General features: G+C 70.3%; 16 protein-coding genes. 5 read left to right on the plus strand and 11 right to left on the minus strand.

From position 1 onward, the window contains the following. Positions 1 to 146 precede the first annotated feature (146 nt). Together RMN56_RS28260 and coaD are read left to right on the plus strand one after the other, a co-directional pair. Positions 147 to 626 (plus strand): NUDIX domain-containing protein, encoded by a 480-nt coding sequence (locus tag RMN56_RS28260; protein ID WP_313720751.1) that lies wholly within the window; start codon positions 147 to 149, stop codon positions 624 to 626. Positions 627 to 715: 89 nt separating this feature from the next. Continuing rightward, positions 716 to 1,240, plus strand: a complete 525-nt coding sequence (coaD, locus tag RMN56_RS28265; RefSeq protein ID WP_313720753.1) for a pantetheine-phosphate adenylyltransferase — start codon at positions 716 to 718, stop codon at positions 1,238 to 1,240. Between the two features lie 157 nt (positions 1,241 to 1,397). Here the strand turns inward: coaD and RMN56_RS28270 are convergent, their stop codons facing one another. The 10 genes from RMN56_RS28270 to RMN56_RS28315 all read right to left on the minus strand — a co-directional run bounded on the left by RMN56_RS28270 (position 1,398) and on the right by RMN56_RS28315 (position 12,330). Beyond that, positions 1,398 to 2,165, minus strand: a complete 768-nt coding sequence (locus RMN56_RS28270; protein ID WP_313720755.1) for an SDR family NAD(P)-dependent oxidoreductase — start codon at positions 2,163 to 2,165, stop codon at positions 1,398 to 1,400. A 76-nt stretch (positions 2,166 to 2,241) separates the two neighbouring features. Further along, positions 2,242 to 3,690, minus strand: coding sequence for an aldehyde dehydrogenase family protein (locus RMN56_RS28275; protein ID WP_313720757.1), 1,449 nt, complete (start codon positions 3,688 to 3,690; stop codon positions 2,242 to 2,244). Beyond that, positions 3,687 to 4,745, minus strand: coding sequence for a P1 family peptidase (locus tag RMN56_RS28280; RefSeq protein ID WP_313720759.1), 1,059 nt, complete (start codon positions 4,743 to 4,745; stop codon positions 3,687 to 3,689). The genes RMN56_RS28275 and RMN56_RS28280 overlap by 4 nt, the downstream gene beginning before the upstream one ends. After that, positions 4,742 to 5,971, minus strand: a complete 1,230-nt coding sequence (locus RMN56_RS28285) for a M20 family metallopeptidase (protein ID WP_313720760.1) — start codon at positions 5,969 to 5,971, stop codon at positions 4,742 to 4,744. The genes RMN56_RS28280 and RMN56_RS28285 overlap by 4 nt, the downstream gene beginning before the upstream one ends. Further along, a complete protein-coding gene (locus RMN56_RS28290; RefSeq protein ID WP_313720762.1) occupies positions 5,968 to 6,882 on the minus strand; it encodes an ATP-binding cassette domain-containing protein in 915 nt (304 codons plus the stop codon). Before RMN56_RS28290 ends, RMN56_RS28285 begins: the two co-directional genes overlap by 4 nt. Then, positions 6,879 to 7,883 (minus strand): ABC transporter ATP-binding protein, encoded by a 1,005-nt coding sequence (locus RMN56_RS28295; RefSeq protein ID WP_313720764.1) that lies wholly within the window; start codon positions 7,881 to 7,883, stop codon positions 6,879 to 6,881. The genes RMN56_RS28290 and RMN56_RS28295 overlap by 4 nt, the downstream gene beginning before the upstream one ends. Further along, on the minus strand, positions 7,880 to 8,749 hold the full coding sequence (locus RMN56_RS28300) for an ABC transporter permease (RefSeq protein WP_313720766.1): 870 nt from the start codon (positions 8,747 to 8,749) through the stop codon (positions 7,880 to 7,882). Before RMN56_RS28300 ends, RMN56_RS28295 begins: the two co-directional genes overlap by 4 nt. Continuing rightward, complete coding sequence (locus RMN56_RS28305; RefSeq protein ID WP_313720768.1) at positions 8,746 to 9,693, minus strand: ABC transporter permease; 948 nt, start codon at positions 9,691 to 9,693, stop codon at positions 8,746 to 8,748. Before RMN56_RS28305 ends, RMN56_RS28300 begins: the two co-directional genes overlap by 4 nt. A 4-nt stretch (positions 9,694 to 9,697) precedes the next feature. Further along, positions 9,698 to 11,209 (minus strand): ABC transporter substrate-binding protein, encoded by a 1,512-nt coding sequence (locus RMN56_RS28310; protein WP_313720770.1) that lies wholly within the window; start codon positions 11,207 to 11,209, stop codon positions 9,698 to 9,700. Positions 11,210 to 11,277: 68 nt separating this feature from the next. Then, positions 11,278 to 12,330: an isocitrate/isopropylmalate dehydrogenase family protein gene (locus RMN56_RS28315; protein WP_313720772.1), complete on the minus strand. Its 1,053-nt coding sequence runs from the start codon at positions 12,328 to 12,330 to the stop codon at positions 11,278 to 11,280. Between the two features lie 205 nt (positions 12,331 to 12,535). Between RMN56_RS28315 and RMN56_RS28320 the strand changes: the two genes are divergently transcribed. From RMN56_RS28320 to RMN56_RS28330, 3 genes are all read left to right on the plus strand, one after another. Next, complete coding sequence (locus RMN56_RS28320) at positions 12,536 to 13,972, plus strand: P1 family peptidase (protein WP_313720774.1); 1,437 nt, start codon at positions 12,536 to 12,538, stop codon at positions 13,970 to 13,972. 244 nt (positions 13,973 to 14,216) lie between these two features. Beyond that, positions 14,217 to 14,915 carry a FadR/GntR family transcriptional regulator gene (locus tag RMN56_RS28325; protein ID WP_313720776.1) on the plus strand — a complete coding sequence of 233 codons (699 nt, stop codon included), beginning with the start codon at positions 14,217 to 14,219 and terminating at the stop codon, positions 14,913 to 14,915. A 148-nt stretch (positions 14,916 to 15,063) separates the two neighbouring features. Beyond that, the gene (locus tag RMN56_RS28330) at positions 15,064 to 16,488 is read left to right on the plus strand and encodes a M1 family metallopeptidase (RefSeq protein ID WP_313720778.1); all 1,425 of its coding nucleotides are present in this window, start codon (positions 15,064 to 15,066) and stop codon (positions 16,486 to 16,488) included. 375 nt (positions 16,489 to 16,863) lie between these two features. On the opposite strand, the gene RMN56_RS28335 is transcribed toward RMN56_RS28330, so the two are convergent. After that, entirely contained in the window at positions 16,864 to 18,381 is a 1,518-nt protein-coding gene (locus tag RMN56_RS28335; protein WP_313720780.1) for a HEAT repeat domain-containing protein, read from the minus strand. Positions 18,382 to 18,487 lie beyond the last annotated feature (106 nt).

Below are 18,487 nucleotides of genomic sequence, written 5' to 3' on the forward strand. Positions count from 1 at the left end.
GCTGTTGACGCATGCGTTCCACGTACGCAAGAAGGTGGGACGACGTCAAACCCGCCGTGCCCCTCCAGCCAGTGACCCGACACGGAGGTCCGGGGCCACCCGTTGGCTGGAGCGAACTTGTCCTATCCCTCTGCTCTAATCCCGTCATGCATGTCGTCGTCACAGGCGCACTCGTTGAAAACGGCGCGGTCCTTCTGGTACACCGCAGCCCGACCCGCCGGGCATACCCAGATCTCTGGGATCTGCCCGGGGGGCATGTCGAAGGGGGTGAGTCGGAACTACAAGCCCTCGCGCGTGAGATGCACGAGGAACTCGGTGTTCACATCGTGGCGGAGTCCGCTTCACGGTTGGGCGACTGGCATGCCGGCAGCGGTGAGGACGGCGTTCACGTAGGTGTCTGGCACGTTGGAGACTGGGTTGGCTCTCCGACCAACCGCGCACCTGACGAGCATGACGACATGGCATGGGTCGGGATCAACGAGCTGGGCGGTCTTCCCCTCGTGCACGGCGGCTTGACGGCATTGCTTCGTTCTCTGCCTGAGCCTGACCGGCTGCTTCGCCGCGACGAAGCACGGACAGCCGCATCGGGGAGCCGTCCGGAGGTCCATCGCTACCCGTCAGCATGAGCGGACGCTCACCGGGCGCGCGGCCTGCGGCAGATCAGGATGTCGGCGGTGGTCGGCGGTGACGACAGGGGCCAAAGTCCGGTCGGCAGATGTACGGCTGGGATGATCGTGGCCATGTGGTTGGAGGCGCGGTGACGGCTACGTCGGATCGCGGAGTGGCGTCGGTACACGGCTCGTTGGCGGTCTATCCCGGTACGTTCGATCCGTTCACCCCCGGACACCGGGATCTGGTGGCCCGTGCCCGGGTGGTGTTCGACCGGATCATCGTGTTGCTGGCGGTCAACGCCGACAAACGACCGACCGCCGAGGCCACGACCAGGGCAGCACGCGTACGTGACGCCATGCCGGCAGCCTGGGGCAATGTCGAGGTGGACACCTGGACCGGCCTGACCGCCTCCTACTGCCTGGGCCGCGGCGCCACGGTCATCGTCCGCGGCCTACGTACGGCCGCAGACCTCAGCCACGAGTACCAGCTCGCTGCCATGAACGAGCAACTCGGCATGCAGACCGTCTGGTTGCCGTCCCGTCCGCAGCTGACGGCCACTTCCTCCACGGTCGCACGCGCCTACCGCTCGGCACAGTCGGCCCGTCCGTCCCTGACGGCTGAAGCTTGACCGCCAGGGGTGGGTGGCACCGGCGCGACCTGATTCGCGGTCATGCGGACGTTGCCAGGGTTGGGGTCGCCGCGGGCAAGACCACGCTCGCCGACGCACTGGCCGTCGTTCTGCCCACACCGGGCCGCGACGTCATCCGTTCTGCTCGTCAGCAGGTTCAGTTGGGCGGCTCGAAACGGCCGTCGACCGCAGTCCACCCGCCGTCCACGATCAGGCAGCTGCCGGTGACGAAACTCGCGGCGTCGCCGGCGAGATAGACCACCGCGCCCGCCATCTCCTCCGGTCGCGCCCAGCGCCCGAGCGCGCTCTTGGCGGCGTACGCGTCGTACCACTCCGGATTGGCCTTGATCTGCGCCGTGAGGGGCGTCTCCACGACACCGGGTGCGACCGCGTTGACCCGGACACCGCGCGGCCCGAGTTCGGCGGCGGCGGTCCGCAGCAGCTGCACCAGACCGGATTTTGTCGCCGCGTAGACGCCCTGACCCGGTTCCACCGTGTAGGCGCGGATGGAGGAGAAACCGATGATGCTGCCCCTACCTCGCTCCGCCATCCCGGCGCCGAAGGCCCGAACCATCGCGAAGGAGGCTGCAAGGTTGAGCCCGACGACCCGGTCGAACTCCTCCTGCGTGTAGTCCAGCAGACGCTTACGGACGTTCGTGGCGGCGGTGAAGACCAAGATATCCACATCGCCCAGTTCAGCTGCGGCCAGGGACACCGCCGAAGGATCCAGAACATCCAGAACGTACGGGGAGCCGTCGGCCATCTGGGCGGTCAGGGCGGCGGATTCAGCGTCGCGGTCGGCGCAGATGACCTCGGCACCGTGCGCCGTCAGCGCCCGGGCGCACTCGCGGCCGATGCCGCTGCCGGCGCCAACCACCACAGCCCTTCGGCCGTCGAGTCGAAACAACTTTTCGTACGCGGGCATGGCTCACTCCTCATCCTCTTCGGCAGTTGCTCACGGGCAGGCCTCGTGGTGCGCGCCCATGATGTCGACAGGGGGTTCAGGCCGGCCGGATGATCGCCATCCGGGTCACGGTAAGTTCCTCCACCGCGAAGCGGGGGCCTTCCCGGCCGATGCCGGAGTCCTTGATCCCGCCGTAGGGCATGTTGTCGGCGCGGAATCCCGGCACCTCGTTCACCACGACCCCGCCCACCTGCAGCCGCTCGACCGCGGCGAAGGCGGTCGCCAGCGACCGGGTGTAGACGCTCGCGTGCAGGCCGTACCTCGATCGGTTGACCACGTCGAACGCGCTGTCGACGTCGGGGACCGTGCGTACGCACACCACCGGGCCGAAGATCTCCTCGTCCCACGCGGCCAAGCCGTCCGGCACGTCGGCGAGGACCGTCGGCCGGAGCATCCGCCCGTCGCCGTCACCGCCCGCCACGATCTTCGCGCCCGCCGCGACGGCCTCGCCGATCCAGTCGTGGACCCGCCGGGTCGACCGGCCGTCGATGAGTGCCGCGACCCGGGTCGCCGCGTCACGGGGGTCGCCCACGGTCACGGCGGAGACCCGATCGGTCACCAGTCCGAGGAACTCCGCGGCGACCGGGGCCTCCACCAGCACCCGCTGCACGGAGATGCACGCCTGGCCGGAGGCGTAGTAGCCACCGCGTACCACGGCGTCGGCGGCGGCCGCCAGGTCCGCGTCGGCGGCCACCACCAGGGCGGCGTTGGACCCGAGTTCGAGCAGGACCTTGGTCGGTGCGGCCGCCCGGGCGATGGTGTGTCCCACGGCGGCCGACCCGGTGAACGACACCGCGCCCACCCGCCGGTCGGTCACCAGCGTCTCCCCCACCTCCACGCCACCGGTGACGAGCTGCACCGCCTCCGGCGGCAGTCCCACCGCCTCGCCCGCCTCGCGCAGCAGGTGCACCAGCCAGAGCGTGGCCAGCGGCGTCTGCGGCGCGGGTTTGCACACCACCGGGCAGCCGGCCGCGAGGGCCGGCGCGATCTTGTGGGTGGCGAGCAGCAGGGGGTAGTTGAACCCGGCGATGCCGACCACGACGCCGATCGGCCGGCGCGTCCAGAACCCGATCAGTCCCTCGCCGGACGGCAGCAGGTCCAGCGGCACCGTCTCACCGTGCAGGCGGGCCACCTCCTCGGCCGCGGTTTCCAGCGTGATGAGGGTACGGGCCACCTCCGTCCGGCAGTCGACCAGCGGCTTTCCGGTCTCCAGCACGAGCAGCCGCTCGAACTCCTCGCGCCGGGCGGCGAGCGCGTCGCGGGTGCGCAGCAACACCGCTCTGCGGACGTGCGACGGAAGACGTGCCACCGTGTCGGCGCTGGTCACCGCGGCGTCCAGCGCGGTGCGCGCCAGCTCGACGTCGCCAAGAGGTGCCTCAGCGACCACCGACCCGTCGTAGGGGAACCGCACGGGGGCGGTCGGCGCCGGGACCCAACCACCGCCGACGGGCATGCCGGTCGGGAAGGGTGCCTCGAACAGACTCATCGTCGCCTCCATTTCTGAACGGCGCTGGGAAAGATGTCGGCGTATGCGCGGTACCCTCCCGCGCTCCGTGCGGCGAGGATTCCGTGGGCCACCGCCCGGGTGAACGCATCCGCGCCGGCGGCGAGCACCGCGTTGAACGCCACCGGGTCGAGGGCGGGACCGGCGCAGGTTGCCAGGGCGAAGACGGTGTCGCCGTCGAACATCGAGTGGACCGGCCTGATGGCGCGGGCCATTCCGTCGTGCCCGATGCCGGCCAGCTTCTGGCACTGGGCTTTGGTGAGCGTCGCATCGGTCGCGAGGACACCGATGGTGGTGTGGAACGACGCGGCGACGCCACGGCCGGCGGCCGCGGCGGGGGCTTCGGCGGCCTCCAGGGCGGCGGCCCGCTCCCCCTGGCTGGGCGGGCACGCGCCGTCGAACTCGCCGGCCAGGCGGAACCGGGTGCCATACAGCTCGCCGGTGGCGGGGTCCACGGTCGAGCCGACCGCGTTCACCACGGCCAGCGCGCCGACGGTCACACCCGCCACGACTGCGCTGGCCGAGCCGACCCCGCCCTTGATGCCGCCGGCCACCGCGCCGGTGCCCGCCCCGACGGTGCCGAGTGCGACCGGCTCGTCGGTTGCGGCGTCGTAGGCGGCCGCGCCGAAGTCCGGGCCGGGAGTGGCGCGGAAGTCGCCGCCGCGACCGAGGTCGAACAGGACCGCGGCGGGGACGATCGGTACCACCTGCCCTGGCTCGGTGCCCACGGGGAAACCGATCCCGGCATCAGCCAGGCGCTCCATGACACCGGCGACCGCGGCCAGCCCGTACGCGCTGCCACCGCCGAGCACGACGGCGTTCACCCGGTCGACCAGGTTTCGCGGGTCGAGCACGTCGGTCTCGTGAGTGCCGGGGCCGCCGCCCCGGACGTCGACGCCGGCCACGGCCCCGCCGGGTGGGATCACCACGGTCGTACCGGTGAGCCACCCGTCGCCGGTCCGCTGGTGATGCCCGACCCGGATGCCCGCGACGTCGGTCAGGGTGTTGCTCGGCCCGGGCCGAACCGGTGTGCTCACCGGGTGCCGACCGGACGGGGTGCGTGCAGGAACCGGCGGGCCGCCTCGGCGTAGACCCTGGTGGAGCGGACGATGTCGGCGAGCTCGACGTACTCGTCGGCCTGATGGGCGATCCACTTGCCGCCGGGGCCGTAGACGACACTCGGCACGCCGCCGCGGGCGGTGAGGATCGTGCCGTCGGTGGTGCCCGGCACTCCCCCGTACGTCGGCTCCTCGCCCGTCACGACGGTGTGCGCCTCGGCGAGTGCGGCGACCACCGGGGCGTCGACGGGCGTGTCGACCGGCGGCCGGTCGACCAGGACCGCGATGTCGGCGCGCACCTCCTCGGCCGCCCCCAGCGCCGTGGCGATGCCGCGGACCCGCTCGACCAGGGACGGGTGGTCCACTCCGGGCACGGTGCGGACGTCGATTGCGACGGTCGCGTACGCGGGGATCACGTTGATCTGGTCGAGGTCGCCCGCGGTGGCCACCGTCGGGGTGACGTACGGCAGGCCGAGGTGGGGATGTGCGCCGTGCCGGGACTGGAGTTCCTGCTCCAGCTCGGTCAGTTTCAGCACGAAGGCTCCGGCCGTACGGATGGGGTTGCGGGCGTGCTGCGGCATGGCGCCGTGGGCCATCCGGCCGTGGAAGTCCACCCGGAACCGGATCGCCCCCTTGGACACTGGGCAGATCTCGCCGGCCTCGGGTTCGCACACGATCGCCGCGTCGACGTCCGCGGCGAGCCCGGAGTCCACGAAGTGGTGGACGCCGAGCATCAGCCCCTCCTCGTCGGCCAGGGCGCACACCTTGATCCGGCCGGGGAACGGCCCGGCAAGCTGCAGGGCGCGCACCGCGTACAGCATGGCCGCCACCCCCGACTTCATGTCGGCGGAGCCGCGGCCGTAGAGCCGCCCCTCGCGGATCTCCGCCCCGTACGGGTCGACGGTCCAGGTGTCGAGGGCACCCTCGGTGACGACGTCGGTGTGCCCTTCGAACATGAGGGTCGGCCCGTCGCCACCGCCGCCGTCCACGACGGCCATCACGTTGGGCCGGCCCGGTGCGGCCTCGGAGACCACGGGAATCCAGCCGAACTCGCGCATCTTGGCGGCGACGAGGTCGGCCGCCGGCTGTTCGGACCGGCCGTTGCCGGGGTCGTTGACGCTGGGGATGCGTACCAGCGCCTGGGTGAAGGCGACCACGCCCTCCTCGTCGACGGGGATGGTGTCAAGCTGGGCCGAGACACTCATCGTTGCTGCGGCTCCTTCCGGTCTCGGTTCGCCGCGTGGACCGCGAGGGCCTGCCGCAGCGTGGGCGCGGCGGCGAGCAACGCCCGGGTGTACGGGTGGGTCGGACGCTCGTAAATGGCGGTGGTGGGGCCGCGCTCGACGATCTCGCCGTCGTGCATCACCACCACGGTGTCGCACAGGTGCCGGACGACCGAGAGGTCGTGGGAGACGAAGATCAGGGTCAGTGAGAAGTCGTCGACGAGGTCCATGAGCAGGTTGAGGACCTGTGCCCGGACTGAGACGTCCAGGGCGCTGACCGGCTCGTCGGCTACGAGGACCTTCGGATGTGGCGAGAGGGCCCGGGCGATGGAGATCCGCTGTCGCTGTCCGCCGGAGAACTGGTGCGGGTAGCGGTGCGCCGCCGCCGCGGGAAGCCCGACGGCGTCGAGCAGTTCCGCGACGCGAGCCCTGGGGTTGGGGTGGCCCAGCGCCACGAGGGGCTCTCTGATGATGTCGCTGACCGTCATTCGGGGGTCGAGTGAGCTCATCGGGTCCTGAAAGACCATCTGCAGGTCTCGGCGGAGGAACTTGAGCGACCGGTCCGGCAGCCGGGTGATCTCCCGTCCGGCAAAGGTGATGGAGCCGGAGGTCGGGCGATCCAGGCCGGCGAGGAGCCGGATGAGGGTCGATTTGCCCGACCCCGACTCGCCGACGATGCCGAGCCGCTGCCCGTAGGCGATGTCGAGATCGATCCCGCGGAGCGCCTCGACGACCGGCCCGGGCCGGGTCAGGGAGCGACGGGGACGCCGGTAGCGGCGGACCACCTGCTGGGCGCTGATCACCGGGTCCGGCCCCGTGCTCGCGGTGGCCGCCACCGCGTCCCCGCGGGCGCGGGCCGGCACGGGCGTACCGATCTGCGGAGTTTCGGTCATCGGTCCTCCCCCACCGGGTGCCAGCAGGCGAATCCTCGGGCGGTGGTGCCGGACCACTCGGGTGTCCGCTCGCACCGGGCGGTCGCCTGGGGGCACCGGGTGCGGAAGACGCACCCGTCCGGGAACGCACCGCCGTTGGGCACCGCCCCAGGAATCGTCCGGAGGCGACTTCGTTCGTCGACCACGGTCAGGTCGGACGCGGCGATCAATCCCTGTGTGTAGCGGTGCCGGGGCGTCGTGAAGACGTCGTACACCTCGCCGGTCTCGACCACCCGGCCCCCGTACATGACCAGGACGCGCTGGCACACCGTGGCCACCACGGCCAGGTCGTGGGTGATGAAGAGCAGCGCGGTGTTCCGTTCCGCGGCCAGCTCGAGTATCAGGTCGAGCATCTGTGCCTGCACCGTGACGTCGAGGGCCGTGGTGGGCTCGTCGCAGATCAGTAGGGCGGGGTCGTTGGCGAGCGCGATGGCGAGCATGACCCGCTGGCGCTGACCGCCGGAGAGCTGATGCGGGAAGGCCCGGGCGGTCGCCCTCGGGTCCGGCAGGCGCACCCGGTCGAGCAGCTCGACCGTCGCCGCGGCCGCCTCGGCCCGGCTGGCCCGGGTGCGATGCAACAGCATCACCTCCGCGACCTGGTCGCCGATGCGCATCACCGGGTTCAACGCGGTCATCGGCTCCTGGAACACCATGGACACCGCCTTGCCGCGGACCTTCGCCAGCCGCCGCTCACCGGTACGCAGCAGGTCGTCGGGCATCCCCCGCAGGCGGATCGACCCGCTGGCCCGCAGGCCCTCGGGCAGCAGACCCATCAGCGCCAGCGCGGTGAGGGACTTGCCGGACCCCGACTCACCGATCAGCCCCACCCGTTCGCCGCTGCCGATGGTGACGGAGACGTCCTCCACCAGGGAGACCGGACCCACCTGGATGCCCAGGTTGTCGACCGTCAGTACCGCGTCCGTCGCGGTCGCGGTGCCGGGTGCCTGTGCCGCGGCCGTCATCGGTGCTCCCGAAGCTTGGGGTCGAGCCAGTCGCGCAGCCCGTCGCCGAGCAGGTTGAAGCCGAGTACGGCGAGGGCGATGGCGAGGCCGGGCAGGAACGCCAGGCGGGGCGTCGAGAACAGGAGTTCCTGCGACTCCTGGAGCATTCGGCCCCAGGAGGGGGTGGGTGGTCGGGTACCGAAGCCCAGGAACGACAGCGCGGCCTCGGCCAGGATCGCGATGGCGAACGACACCGACGCCTGGACGATGAGGATGCTGGCGATGTTCGGCAGCACGTGGCGCAGCGCGATGGCGAGCCGGGACCGTCCGGCGGCGCGGGCGGCGAGGATGTACTCGGTGTGCATGACGCCGAGGGTCTGGCCTCGGGCGACGCGGGCGAACGCCGGGATCGTCGCGACGCCGATCGCGACCATCGCGGTGAGGGTGCTCGCGCCGAAGACCGCACCGAGCATGATCGCAAGCAGCAGCGCGGGGAACGCGAAGAGCAGGTCGTTGGCCCGCATGACGACCTCGCTGAGCCAGCCGCCGGCCATGCCGGCGAGGACGCCGAGCGGGGTTCCGAGCACTGCGGCGACGCCCACCGCCACGATCCCGACGAAGAGCGTCGTGCGGGCACCCACCATCAGCTGGCTCGCCACGTCCCGGCCGAACTTGTCGGTGCCGAGGAGGAAGCCGTCGCTGAACGCGGGTGCCAGCCGGTGCGCCGCGTCGACGTGCACGGCGTCGTGCGGCGTCCAGACGAACGAGGTGATGGCGGCGAGCACCACCAGCGCGACCAGGGCGCCGCCGACCATCATGCTGGCGTTGACACGGCGCCACCGGCGGTAGCCGAGGTCCGTGGCCGGAAGGTTGTCCAGTGCCGTCATCGGACCCCCCGTAGTCTCGGGTCGAGCAGGGCGTACAGAACGTCGACCAGGAAGTTGATGCCGAGGACGGCGACGACGAGCACCATGACGGTGCCCTGCACGAGCAGCAGGTCGCGATTGGCGACACCGTCGAGCAGGAGACTGCCCAGGCCGGGGAGGGTGAAGACCCGCTCCACCACGACGGCCCCGATGAGCAGCGTTGCCAGTTGCAGACCGAGCACGGTGACCACGGGGATCGCGGCGTTACGCGCGCCGTGCTTCCACAGCGCCCGATAGAGCCCGAGTCCCTTGGCACGGGCGGTGCGGATGTAGTCCTCGCGCATCACGTCGAGCACGGCGGATCGGACGTACCGGCTGAGCACCGCGCCCTGCACCAGGCCGAGGGACAGGGATGGCAACAGCAGTTGCTGGAACCAGGCGGTGGGGTCCTCCCGGATCGGGGTGTAGCCGCCGGAGGGAAGGGCCTGCCAGGTGACGGCGAACAGGAACACGAGCAGGATGCCGGCGAGGAACGCCGGCACGGCTACGCCGACCTGGCTTATCCCGGACAGGAGCAGCCCGCCGATGCTGCGATGGCGTACCGCGGCGGCGGTGCCGAGCGGCACCGCCACGATGATGGCCATCAGCATTCCGAACAGCACCAGCCAGAGCGTCACGCCGAGCCGGTCGACGATCTGTGGACCGATCCGGTCCGAGGTGACGTAGGAAACGCCGAAGTCGCCGGTCGACAGGCCCGCCACCCAGTCCAGGAACTGGGTGACCAGGGGCCGGTCCGTGCCGAACTCGGCGCGTTTGGCCGCCACCGCCTCCGCCGTGGCGTTGACCCCCAGCGCTACCTCGGCCGGGTCGCCGGGAAGCACCGCCATGACCGCGAAGACGACGACCGAGGCGACGGCGGTGCTCACGACGAGCACCGCCGCACGGACCAGCAGGTACAGGCCCATGGTGCTAGGCCTCGGACGGGGACAGCACGCTCAGGTCGAAGGACTCCGACACGAGATTCTTCGGCAGACCGGTCGTGCCCTTCTTCGCCACGATGAGGTTGGGGAACAGGAAGAGGAAGTCGCCGGCGGCGTCCTCGGAGATGATCCGCGCGGCCTCCTTCATCCCGGCGACCTGCTCGTCCTCGGTGCCGGAGTCGGCCTTGGCGAACAGCTCCTGCACCTTCGGGTTGTTGTAGCGCAGGTAGTAGTTCTTGTTGCCGAAGATTGCGGTGATGTCGCGGGGCTCGACGTGGTTGATGATCGACATGTCGTAGTCGGCCTGCTTGAACACGACGTCCAGCCAGCGGGCGGGGAACTCCAGCGGTTCGATGTCCACGGTGATCCCCACCGCGGCGAGCTGCGACTTGACCACCTGGGCCGATGCCACGGCGTAGGGCAGGTTGGGGATGCGCAACCGCAGTTTGAGGTTGCTCTGTCCGGCCTGGGCCAGCAACTCCTTGGCCTTCGCGGGGTCGTGCGGGTACAGGTTGGTCAGGTCCTCGTACCAGGGGTCGGTCGGCGGCACCATGCTGCCGATCAGCTGGCCCCGCCCGGCCCAGGCGGTGTCCAGCAGCGCCTTGTGGTCGATGGCGTACCGGATCGCCTGCCGGACCAGCTTGTTGTCGAGCGGAGCCTTCGAGTTGTTGAACGAGAGCAGCACCTCGCCGGTCGTCGTGCCCTCGATGACCTCGTACTTCGAGGTGTCGGAGAACTGCTGGATCGACTCGGGGGCCTGGACGGTGGAGATGACATCGATGCCGCCGGTCAGCAGGGCGTTGTTCAGGGCTGTGGCGTCCTTGAAGTACTTGAGCACGACCTTGCCCACCTTCGGCTTCGTGCCCCAGTAGTTCTCGTTCGCCGAGTAGGTGATTGCGTCGCCGCGTCGCCAGGAATCCAGTTTGTAGGGGCCGGTGCCGATCGGCTTGTTGGCCAGGTCGGCGACCCCGTCCCGGCTGAAGATGGCGCCGATCCGGGTGGTCATCTTGTACAGCCAGGAGTTGCTCGGCTTGGTCAGGGTGACGACCGCGGTGGTGTCGTCCTTCTTCGCCGCGTTGGCCACGACATCCATGGCCGACTTCAGCGAGACCTTCCAGTCGGTCTTGACCCGGTTGATGCTGAACACCACGTCATCGGCGGTGAACTTCTTGCCGTTGGTGAAGGTGACATTGTCGCGCAGGTGGAAGGTGTAGGTCTTGCGGTCGGGACTGATGTCCCATGATTCGGCGAGCAGCGGCACGACTTTGCCGTCCTGGTCGAGCTTGACCAGGCCCTCGTAGACGTTGACGAGCAACGCCTGCGGAATCGCGGCGCCGTCGGTGCTGGTGAAGTCGAGGTTGGCCGGTTCGGCGACGAAGCCGACCGACAGACTCGAGGTGGAGGCGGAGCCTCCCGAACTTTCCGATGAGCAACCCGCGGCGGTGATCGCGAGCGTGACGGTCGCGGTCACCGCCACGAGCCGAACGAACGGTCGTGTCACGGCTTTTCTCCTGAGGCAAGGGCCGGGCGAGGCCGGTCCGGACTGGCGAACGGACGGGTGGGATGTGATCACGGTGCGGTGGTGGTCTCGACGGCGGCCAGGATCTTCGCCGCGAGTTCCTTCGTGGTGGCAGTGCCACCGAGATCGGCGGTGTGCAGGCAAGGATCGCGCAGCGCGGTCGCGACCGCGTCCCGCACGATTCGCCCGGCCATCGGCAGGCCGACGTGGTCGAGGAGCATGGCTCCGGACAGCATGCACGCGACCGGGTTGGCCACGTCACGGCCGGCGATGTCCGGAGCCGAGCCGTGCACTGGCTCGAAGAGCGCCGGCACGTCGCCGCCGGGTAGGAGATTCGCGCTGGGCGCCATGCCCATCCCGCCGACGAGCACGGCCGCGAGGTCGGAGAGGATGTCGCCGAACAGGTTGCTGCACAGCAGTACGTCGAGTTCACGGGGTTGTTGCACGAGCCGGACTGCCATCGCGTCAACCAGCACGTGCTCGCACTGCACGTCGGGATTTTCCGCCGCCACCTCGGCGACGATGGAGTCCCAGAGCGTGTAGCCGTGGCGGAGCGCGTTCGACTTCGTCACCAGGCTCACCCTGCCCCTGCGGGTCCGCGCGAGGTCGAAGGCGTACCGGGTCGCTCGCGTGATGGCCGGCCGGGAATGGACGGCCACCTCGATGCCGAGCTCGTGAGGGGTAGCGGCGTGCGCGCGGCCGCCGATGCCCACGTACTCGCCCTCGGTGTTCTCCCGAACGATGACCAGGTCGATCCCGTCCGGCTCGCGCAGCACGGTGGTCACACCGGCCCAGGACTGGACGGGCCGGACGTTGACCGCGAGGTCCAGGGCCTGCCGGACGCCGATGATCAGGCCCCAGATGAGTTCGTGGTCGGGCACGTCCGGTCGGCCGACGGCCCCGAACAGCACTGCGGAAAAGCCGCGGAGCACGTCGACGCCGTCCGGCGGCATCGCCCGACCCGTACGCAGATACCGATCACCGCCCCAGTCGAACTCGACCGTGTCCAGCCGGCTGCCGGCACGCTCGGCGGCGGCACGGAGCACGGGGAGGCTGGCCGAGACCACCTCGGGGCCCACGCCGTCGCCGGGAATCACTGCCACGCGGAGGTCCTGCACGCCGAGCTCTCCGTTCATTGCGGACGCTCTTTACCTTGTCTGGTCTGACCAGTAGCCTCAGTGCACCTCACGCTCTCACTCGTCCGCAGAGAAGGTCAAGAGCTCAACCCCCACGGTCTTCGCCGGAACCGGGGCCACCGATCCAGGCCCCGCCATGGATCCGGCACGTACTCCACAGAGAGGGGAACTCATGGCATCCATGGCCTCGCGGTCCGCCGCACTGCTCGCCGGGGCGCTGATGTTCTCGGTCGCCACCGTCGGCGTTTCCGGTCCCGCCGTGGCGGCGGGTACCCCCGGCCTGCCCGGCAGGTACAACGCGATCAGCGACGTTCCGGGCATCCAGGTCGGCCAGGTCCAGTCCACCCGGGCCCCGTACCTCACCGGCAGCACCGTCGTCTACACCCCACGCATGTCGGTGACCGGCGTCGATCAGGAAGGTGGCGCACCGGCCACCAAGGAGACCGACCTGCTCGATCCGCTCAACTCCAACCCCGGCGTCAACGCGGTGATGCTCGGCGGGAGCAGCATGTACGGCCTGTCCGCCGCCGACGGCGTCATCCGTTGGCTCGAGGAACGCGGCGAGGGCGTCCGCGTCGGCAACGGAGTCGCTCCGATCGTGCCGGCCGCGGACATCTTCGATCTCGGCCGAGGAGGCAACTTCCGCGCTCGCACCACCCCCGCCTGGGGCTGGCTCGCTGCCGAGAACGCCAACCCGGGCGCCGTCGCGCAGGGTGTGGTCGGCGGCGGCACCGGGGCGCGCTCGGGTGGCCTGAAGGGCGGCGTCGGCACGGCCAGCATGGTGCTCGACAACGGCATCGTCGTCGGCGCCATCGTGGTGGTGAACTCGGTCGGGTCCCCGGTGGACCCGCGAGACTGCTCGCTGCTCGCCGCGCGCTACGAGGTGGCCGGCGAGTTCCGCGGCCTGGAGACGCCGAAGAAGCAGGAGTGCAACCCGCCCGGCGCCAAGGCCGACGAGCCGTCGATGAACACGACCATTGCGGTGGTCGCGACCAACGCGCCGCTGGAGAAGGCCGCCGCCGCCCGTATGGCCACCAACGCGCACGACGGGCTGGCCCGGGCGATCAACCCGATCCACACCCTCAGCGACGGTGACACCGTCTTCGCAGTCTCGACCGGCGACGGCACCCCGCTGCGGGTCAACGCCGACGGTGGCCAGCTCAACGGCATCTTCAACGCGGCCGCCGACACGCTGACCCGGGCGGTCGGACACGCGATTCTCAACGCCACCACCGTCGGCACGGCGAAGAGCTACTGCGACCGGTACCCTTCGGCGTGCAAGAAGCTGGCCCCGCTGCCGGCGGACAAGCGGGGCACGGCCCCGGAGGTGACCGCCGAGTCGCTTTCCGCGGCCACCGGGAAGGTCTCCGGCGGCACCCCGCCGGTCGGCGGCTCGTCGGCCACCGGGCAGGCCGCCCAGTCCGGCGCCCCGGCGGCGGAGGAGAACAAGACCGACGAATCGCGCCAGCCCGCTTCGTTCACCAGCGCCGCCCCTCCCGGCGGCGACGATCCCTCCCCCCTGCTTCTCAACGGAGGACTGGCCCTGGTCGGGCTCGGTGGGCTGGCCGGCGCCACGTTGATCCGACGCCGAGCAGCCACCAGGAGCTGACCTCGACCCGGAGAACCACACGTCGCGGAAGCGGCCGGCGCGACCTGACCGTCGCGCCGGCCGAGCGCGATGGGGCGTTACGATTTTCCGGGCAGACGGTCGCATTTGGTCTGATCGCTTCGCCTCACCACGGCGATTCCGCCGCGTCGCGAACGCTTCTGCACACTTTGAAGACGAGGGGTAGCCAGTGGCCCAACGGCCGCGATTTCAGCCGGTCCAGCCCGTGCGGGCGTACGAACGGATCGTGCAGCAAATCGAGGAGGCGATCCTCCGCGGTGACCTGCGCCCGGGCGAACGACTGCCGTCCGAGCGAGACCTGGTCCAGCAATTCTCGGTCAGCCGCGCGACCGTGCGCGAAGCGCTGCGGGTCCTGCAGAGCAACGGCATGGTCCGCTCCCGGGCGGGCGACCCGGCGGGTGCGGAGATCATGCCTTTCTCCCCGGTCACCTTGCAGAAGTCGATGACCACCCTGGCCCGACTCTCCGAGCTGACCCTCACCGAGCTCATCCAATTCCGGATGTTGCTGGATTCCTCCGCCAACCTGCTCGCCGCACAGTTGCGCACCGAGGAACAGCTCGTCGAGATGGACGCGGCGTTGAAGGTGATGCGCGACAGCGTGTCCCTTGGATACGAGGAGTTCAGCCGGGCCGATGTGGCGTTTCACGACGCGGTTGCGCGAGCCAGCGGCAATCGACTGCTCCAGGTCTGCAATCAGGTGGTGCGGTCGGTGGCGCTCACCCTCATCGCGGAGAAGATCGCGCACGCGCTCGACCGCACCGCGCAGATGGAGGAGAGCATCAGCCACCACGCCGAGGTGTTCGAGGCGGTACGAGCTGGCGACGGCACTGCGGCGGCACGCATCGCCCGCCAGAGTCTCTACGACTACTACGCCTCATACGTCCCGGAGTCCGAACGCATGTTCCTGCGGGCACTGCTCGATTGACAGCGCACTGAGCCACCTTGAGGCCACCAAGCAGGAAGCCCAGATCAGGGTCTGTAGATCTTGACGACTTCGCGTCGGTGCGGGTGGATAGACGTACTCAGCTGAAGGCTGGCGCTGCCCCGGCCTTCCAAGAGAGAGGATTCGCACCATGACAATCCCACGCCTGCGCGGTGCCGCGCTGGCCACGGTCGCCCTCGTGGCCGCCGGGTCGGCTGTGGCACCGGACGCGGCCGGTGCGGCACCGGGCAACCCTGGCGCCCCGCGCTACTCCGCTGGTGCGGCGAGTGTCCATGATCCGTACTTCCCTGAGCAGGGCAACGGCGGATACGACGTCCAGCACTACGACCTCACCTTCTCCTACGACCCGGCGACCCGGCTCATGGACGCCACCGCCACGATCACCGCTGTCGCGACTCAGGATCTCGACCGGTTCAACCTCGACTTCCGTGGTCCGGAGGTCTCCTCGGTGACGGTCAACGGGCACGCGCACGACTTCACCCGCGAGGGTCAAGAACTGATCGTCACCCCGCGCCCCAAGCTCAAGACCGGCCAGACGTTCACCGTCGTGGTGAAGTACGCCGGCGTACCCGGCCCGATCACCGACCCGGACGGGTCGATCGAGGGCTGGGTGCCGACCGACGACGGCGTCTTCGTCGCCGGGGAGCCGCAGGGCGCGCCGGCCTGGCTGCCCACCAACGACCACCCGACCGACAAGGCCACCTTCCGGTTCACCGCCAAGGTGCCGGAGCGGCTCACCGCGGTCGGCAACGGCCAGCTCCTCTCCCGGGAGACCCGGGACGGCTGGACCACCTTCGTCTGGGACTCGACCGAGCCGATGGCCACCTACCTGGCGACGATCACCATCGGCAACTTCGAGGTAACCGAGTCGACCACGCCGAGCGGGATCCCGGTGTACGTCGCGGTCGACCCGCGGCTGGTCGCCGGGTCGGCCGCCGCGGTGGCGCAGATCCCGAAGATGATCGACTTCTTCTCCACAAAGTTCGGCCCGTACCCGTTCGCCTCCACCGGGGCGATCATCGATCGGGCCCCCAACGTGGGCTACGCCCTGGAGACCCAGACCAAGCCGATCTTCTCCAGCACGGCGAGCGTCGGCACGATGGCCCACGAGCTCGCCCACCAGTGGTACGGCGACAGCGTCTCGCCGGAGCGCTGGTCGGACATCTGGCTCAACGAGGGTTTCGCCACCTACGCCCAGTGGATGTACACCGAGTACAACGGCGGCGCGTCGGTCAGCCAGACCTTCAACAGCAGCAGCAACTACGGACGGGCCGCGTCGTCGTCGTTCTGGCAGACCGTCCTCGCCGACCCGGGCCCCGTGGAGATGTTCAGCAGCATCCCGTACAACCGCGGTGCGATGACGCTGCACGCGCTGCGCGGCAAGGTCGGCGACGACACCTTCTTCCGCATCCTGCGTGAGTGGGCGGCGAGCAACCGCTACCGCCACGCCAGCACGGCCGACTTCATCGCCATGGCTGAGCGAGAGTCCGGGCAGGACCTCGACGCCTTCTTCGACGTGTGGCTCTACCAGAAGGGCAAGCCGACGACCTGGTGACACCAGCGGGGCCCCGCGACCCGTCGTCGGTCGCGGGGCCCGGAGCGCCCGAGATCGACGACCCCGTGGATTGACCGTCTGCGCCGGTCGGTCGACTACGACGTCGCCGGGGGACCGGGTCGAGATCCCGCAGCATGTCAGATCGGTAGTTCAATCGCCTGCCCGAGACCCTCGATTCGGCCGGCGCGCGATTGCCCACCGACGGACTACGAGGGCTGCCAACCTCCGCAGGATGGGCAAATCTCGACACCTGACGTGTCCGTACGCAGGCACACGGGCAGATCCGTCGGCCCGGGATCGGTCACGGACCATTGTGCGGCGGGGCGCTTGTGCCGGTACTCGAAGGCCAACCCGCGGGCGACGCCAGGAGCGCACTCATGCGCTGGGGCGGGTACGCGCCAGCCAGGTAGTGAGCATCCGGCTGGTGTCCTCGCCGAGTGCCGCCGCCGCTCGTGCCGTCAACGCGGCGAGCTCGCCGTGCTGCGCGGCGGTGACCGGCAGCTCGGGTGGTGGAGTGCGGCGCCAGGTGGTTCGTGCGCCGTCCCGGGCGAGGCGGGTTACGTCGGCCTTGCCACGTTCGGCCAGGCGAGGGTCCGGGTCGAGGGTGAGCATCAGGGCAGCGCGCAACTGGACGTCGGCGCTGTGGCCACGCAGGAGGCGGTAACCGGCTCGACGCAGCTCCACCCGGGCGTCCCCGAGCAACTGCCACGGAAGGCCTGGCGGCAGGGCACCGATCAAGGGCCGCAGCGCGGTGGTCGCCCCTCGGACCACCGCCGGGGACGGATCCTGTAGCAGCGGAAGCACCTCGTGCGCGACAACCGCCTCGAGCAGGTGCAGGCCTCGTACCGCCTGGGCGCGGACCCTGGCTTGCGAGTGGGTCAGCAGCGGCCGCAGCAGCGGAGCGTCCGCTGCCGAGCCGGTCTCGGCAAGCCCAGCGATCGCACCCAGTGCCGGTTCACCGGCGCCGGTCGCGGTCCGGTAATGCTCTCGGGCGTCGATGCCGAGCCGGCGGGCCGCGTCCCGGGCCACCGCGCGGACCAGCGGCGCGTCATCGTCCAGGTATGCGGCAACGTCGCTGTCCTGACCGACCCGGACCAGTCCGGTCAACGCCACCACCCGCACCTCGGCACGAACCGACCGGGCCAGGCGACGCAGAACGTCATGCCGGCGGGTCCAGACCGCCTCACGGCAGGCCGCGTCCGCCGCCCGGACCCGAATCCCCACATCCGAGTCAGTCTCGGCGCAGGTCACGTAGTCGGGCAGACGCAGCCAGCCCTGGGCCAGGACGATGTCGAACACGAACCGCCGCTGCCGGCGGGCACCCGAGCCGAGCAGCCCGCGCCACACCCCCGCTGGCGCCGACAGCAACGCCGCCCGTATCTGGCTGACGGCGAAGCCACCTCGCAGGCGCGCGTCGAGGCGCAACGCCATCGGCAGCACCGCCGGCAGATAGCCACCCGGATCGTCGGCGAGCAACAACGCCAGCCCGGCCCGCGCCCGATCCCGTACCGGCTTGACCCAATCACCGGTACGCAGCACCAGGAACGGCATCACCTCCGGGCACGGCCGATCGACCATCGCCGCGACCGCGCGTTCCCGGATCCGCCCATCACCGTGCATGCTCGCCAGCGCCATCGCGACAGGCCCCGACGTCGCGACCGAGAAACCCGCCCCGAATCGCCGCAACGCGGGCTCCTGATACGGGCCATACCACGGTGCCTGCCGCGCGTGCCGGTCCAGCCGGGCCACCAAACCCGCAACGCCGGCCACCAGCGTCAACGCCGATCGCGCCGCCACCTCGTCACCGACAGCATCGGCCTCGATCAGCACCTCGACCAGATGGTTCAACGCCTCCCACCGCCCCGCGGCGGCACCGTCGACCGCGACGTGCACCGCCCCGAGCGGCCCGGCCTCCCCCGCCGCCGACCCCTGAACCCCGCTGCCCCGTCTCCCCCAGATCACCCCGCCATCCTGCCCGAGCCAACAAACCCGATCGAAC

The organism is Micromonospora halotolerans (genome assembly GCF_032108445.1).
GTDB lineage: Bacteria > Actinomycetota > Actinomycetes > Mycobacteriales > Micromonosporaceae > Micromonospora > Micromonospora halotolerans.

Excerpts from the sequence above, each read along its gene's own strand:
- RMN56_RS28260 (WP_313720751.1), top strand. The coding sequence starts at position 147 with ATGCATGTCGTCGTCACAGGCGCACTCGTTGAAAACGGCGCGGTCCTT.
- coaD (WP_313720753.1), top strand. The coding sequence starts at position 716 with ATGTACGGCTGGGATGATCGTGGCCATGTGGTTGGAGGCGCGGTGACG.
- RMN56_RS28270 (WP_313720755.1), bottom strand. The coding sequence starts at position 2,165 with ATGCCCGCGTACGAAAAGTTGTTTCGACTCGACGGCCGAAGGGCTGTG.
- RMN56_RS28275 (WP_313720757.1), bottom strand. The coding sequence starts at position 3,690 with ATGAGTCTGTTCGAGGCACCCTTCCCGACCGGCATGCCCGTCGGCGGT.
- RMN56_RS28285 (WP_313720760.1), bottom strand. The coding sequence starts at position 5,971 with ATGAGTGTCTCGGCCCAGCTTGACACCATCCCCGTCGACGAGGAGGGC.
- RMN56_RS28290 (WP_313720762.1), bottom strand. The coding sequence starts at position 6,882 with ATGACCGAAACTCCGCAGATCGGTACGCCCGTGCCGGCCCGCGCCCGC.
- RMN56_RS28295 (WP_313720764.1), bottom strand. The coding sequence starts at position 7,883 with ATGACGGCCGCGGCACAGGCACCCGGCACCGCGACCGCGACGGACGCG.
- RMN56_RS28300 (WP_313720766.1), bottom strand. The coding sequence starts at position 8,749 with ATGACGGCACTGGACAACCTTCCGGCCACGGACCTCGGCTACCGCCGG.
- RMN56_RS28305 (WP_313720768.1), bottom strand. The coding sequence starts at position 9,693 with ATGGGCCTGTACCTGCTGGTCCGTGCGGCGGTGCTCGTCGTGAGCACC.
- RMN56_RS28320 (WP_313720774.1), top strand. The coding sequence starts at position 12,536 with ATGGCATCCATGGCCTCGCGGTCCGCCGCACTGCTCGCCGGGGCGCTG.
- RMN56_RS28330 (WP_313720778.1), top strand. The coding sequence starts at position 15,064 with ATGACAATCCCACGCCTGCGCGGTGCCGCGCTGGCCACGGTCGCCCTC.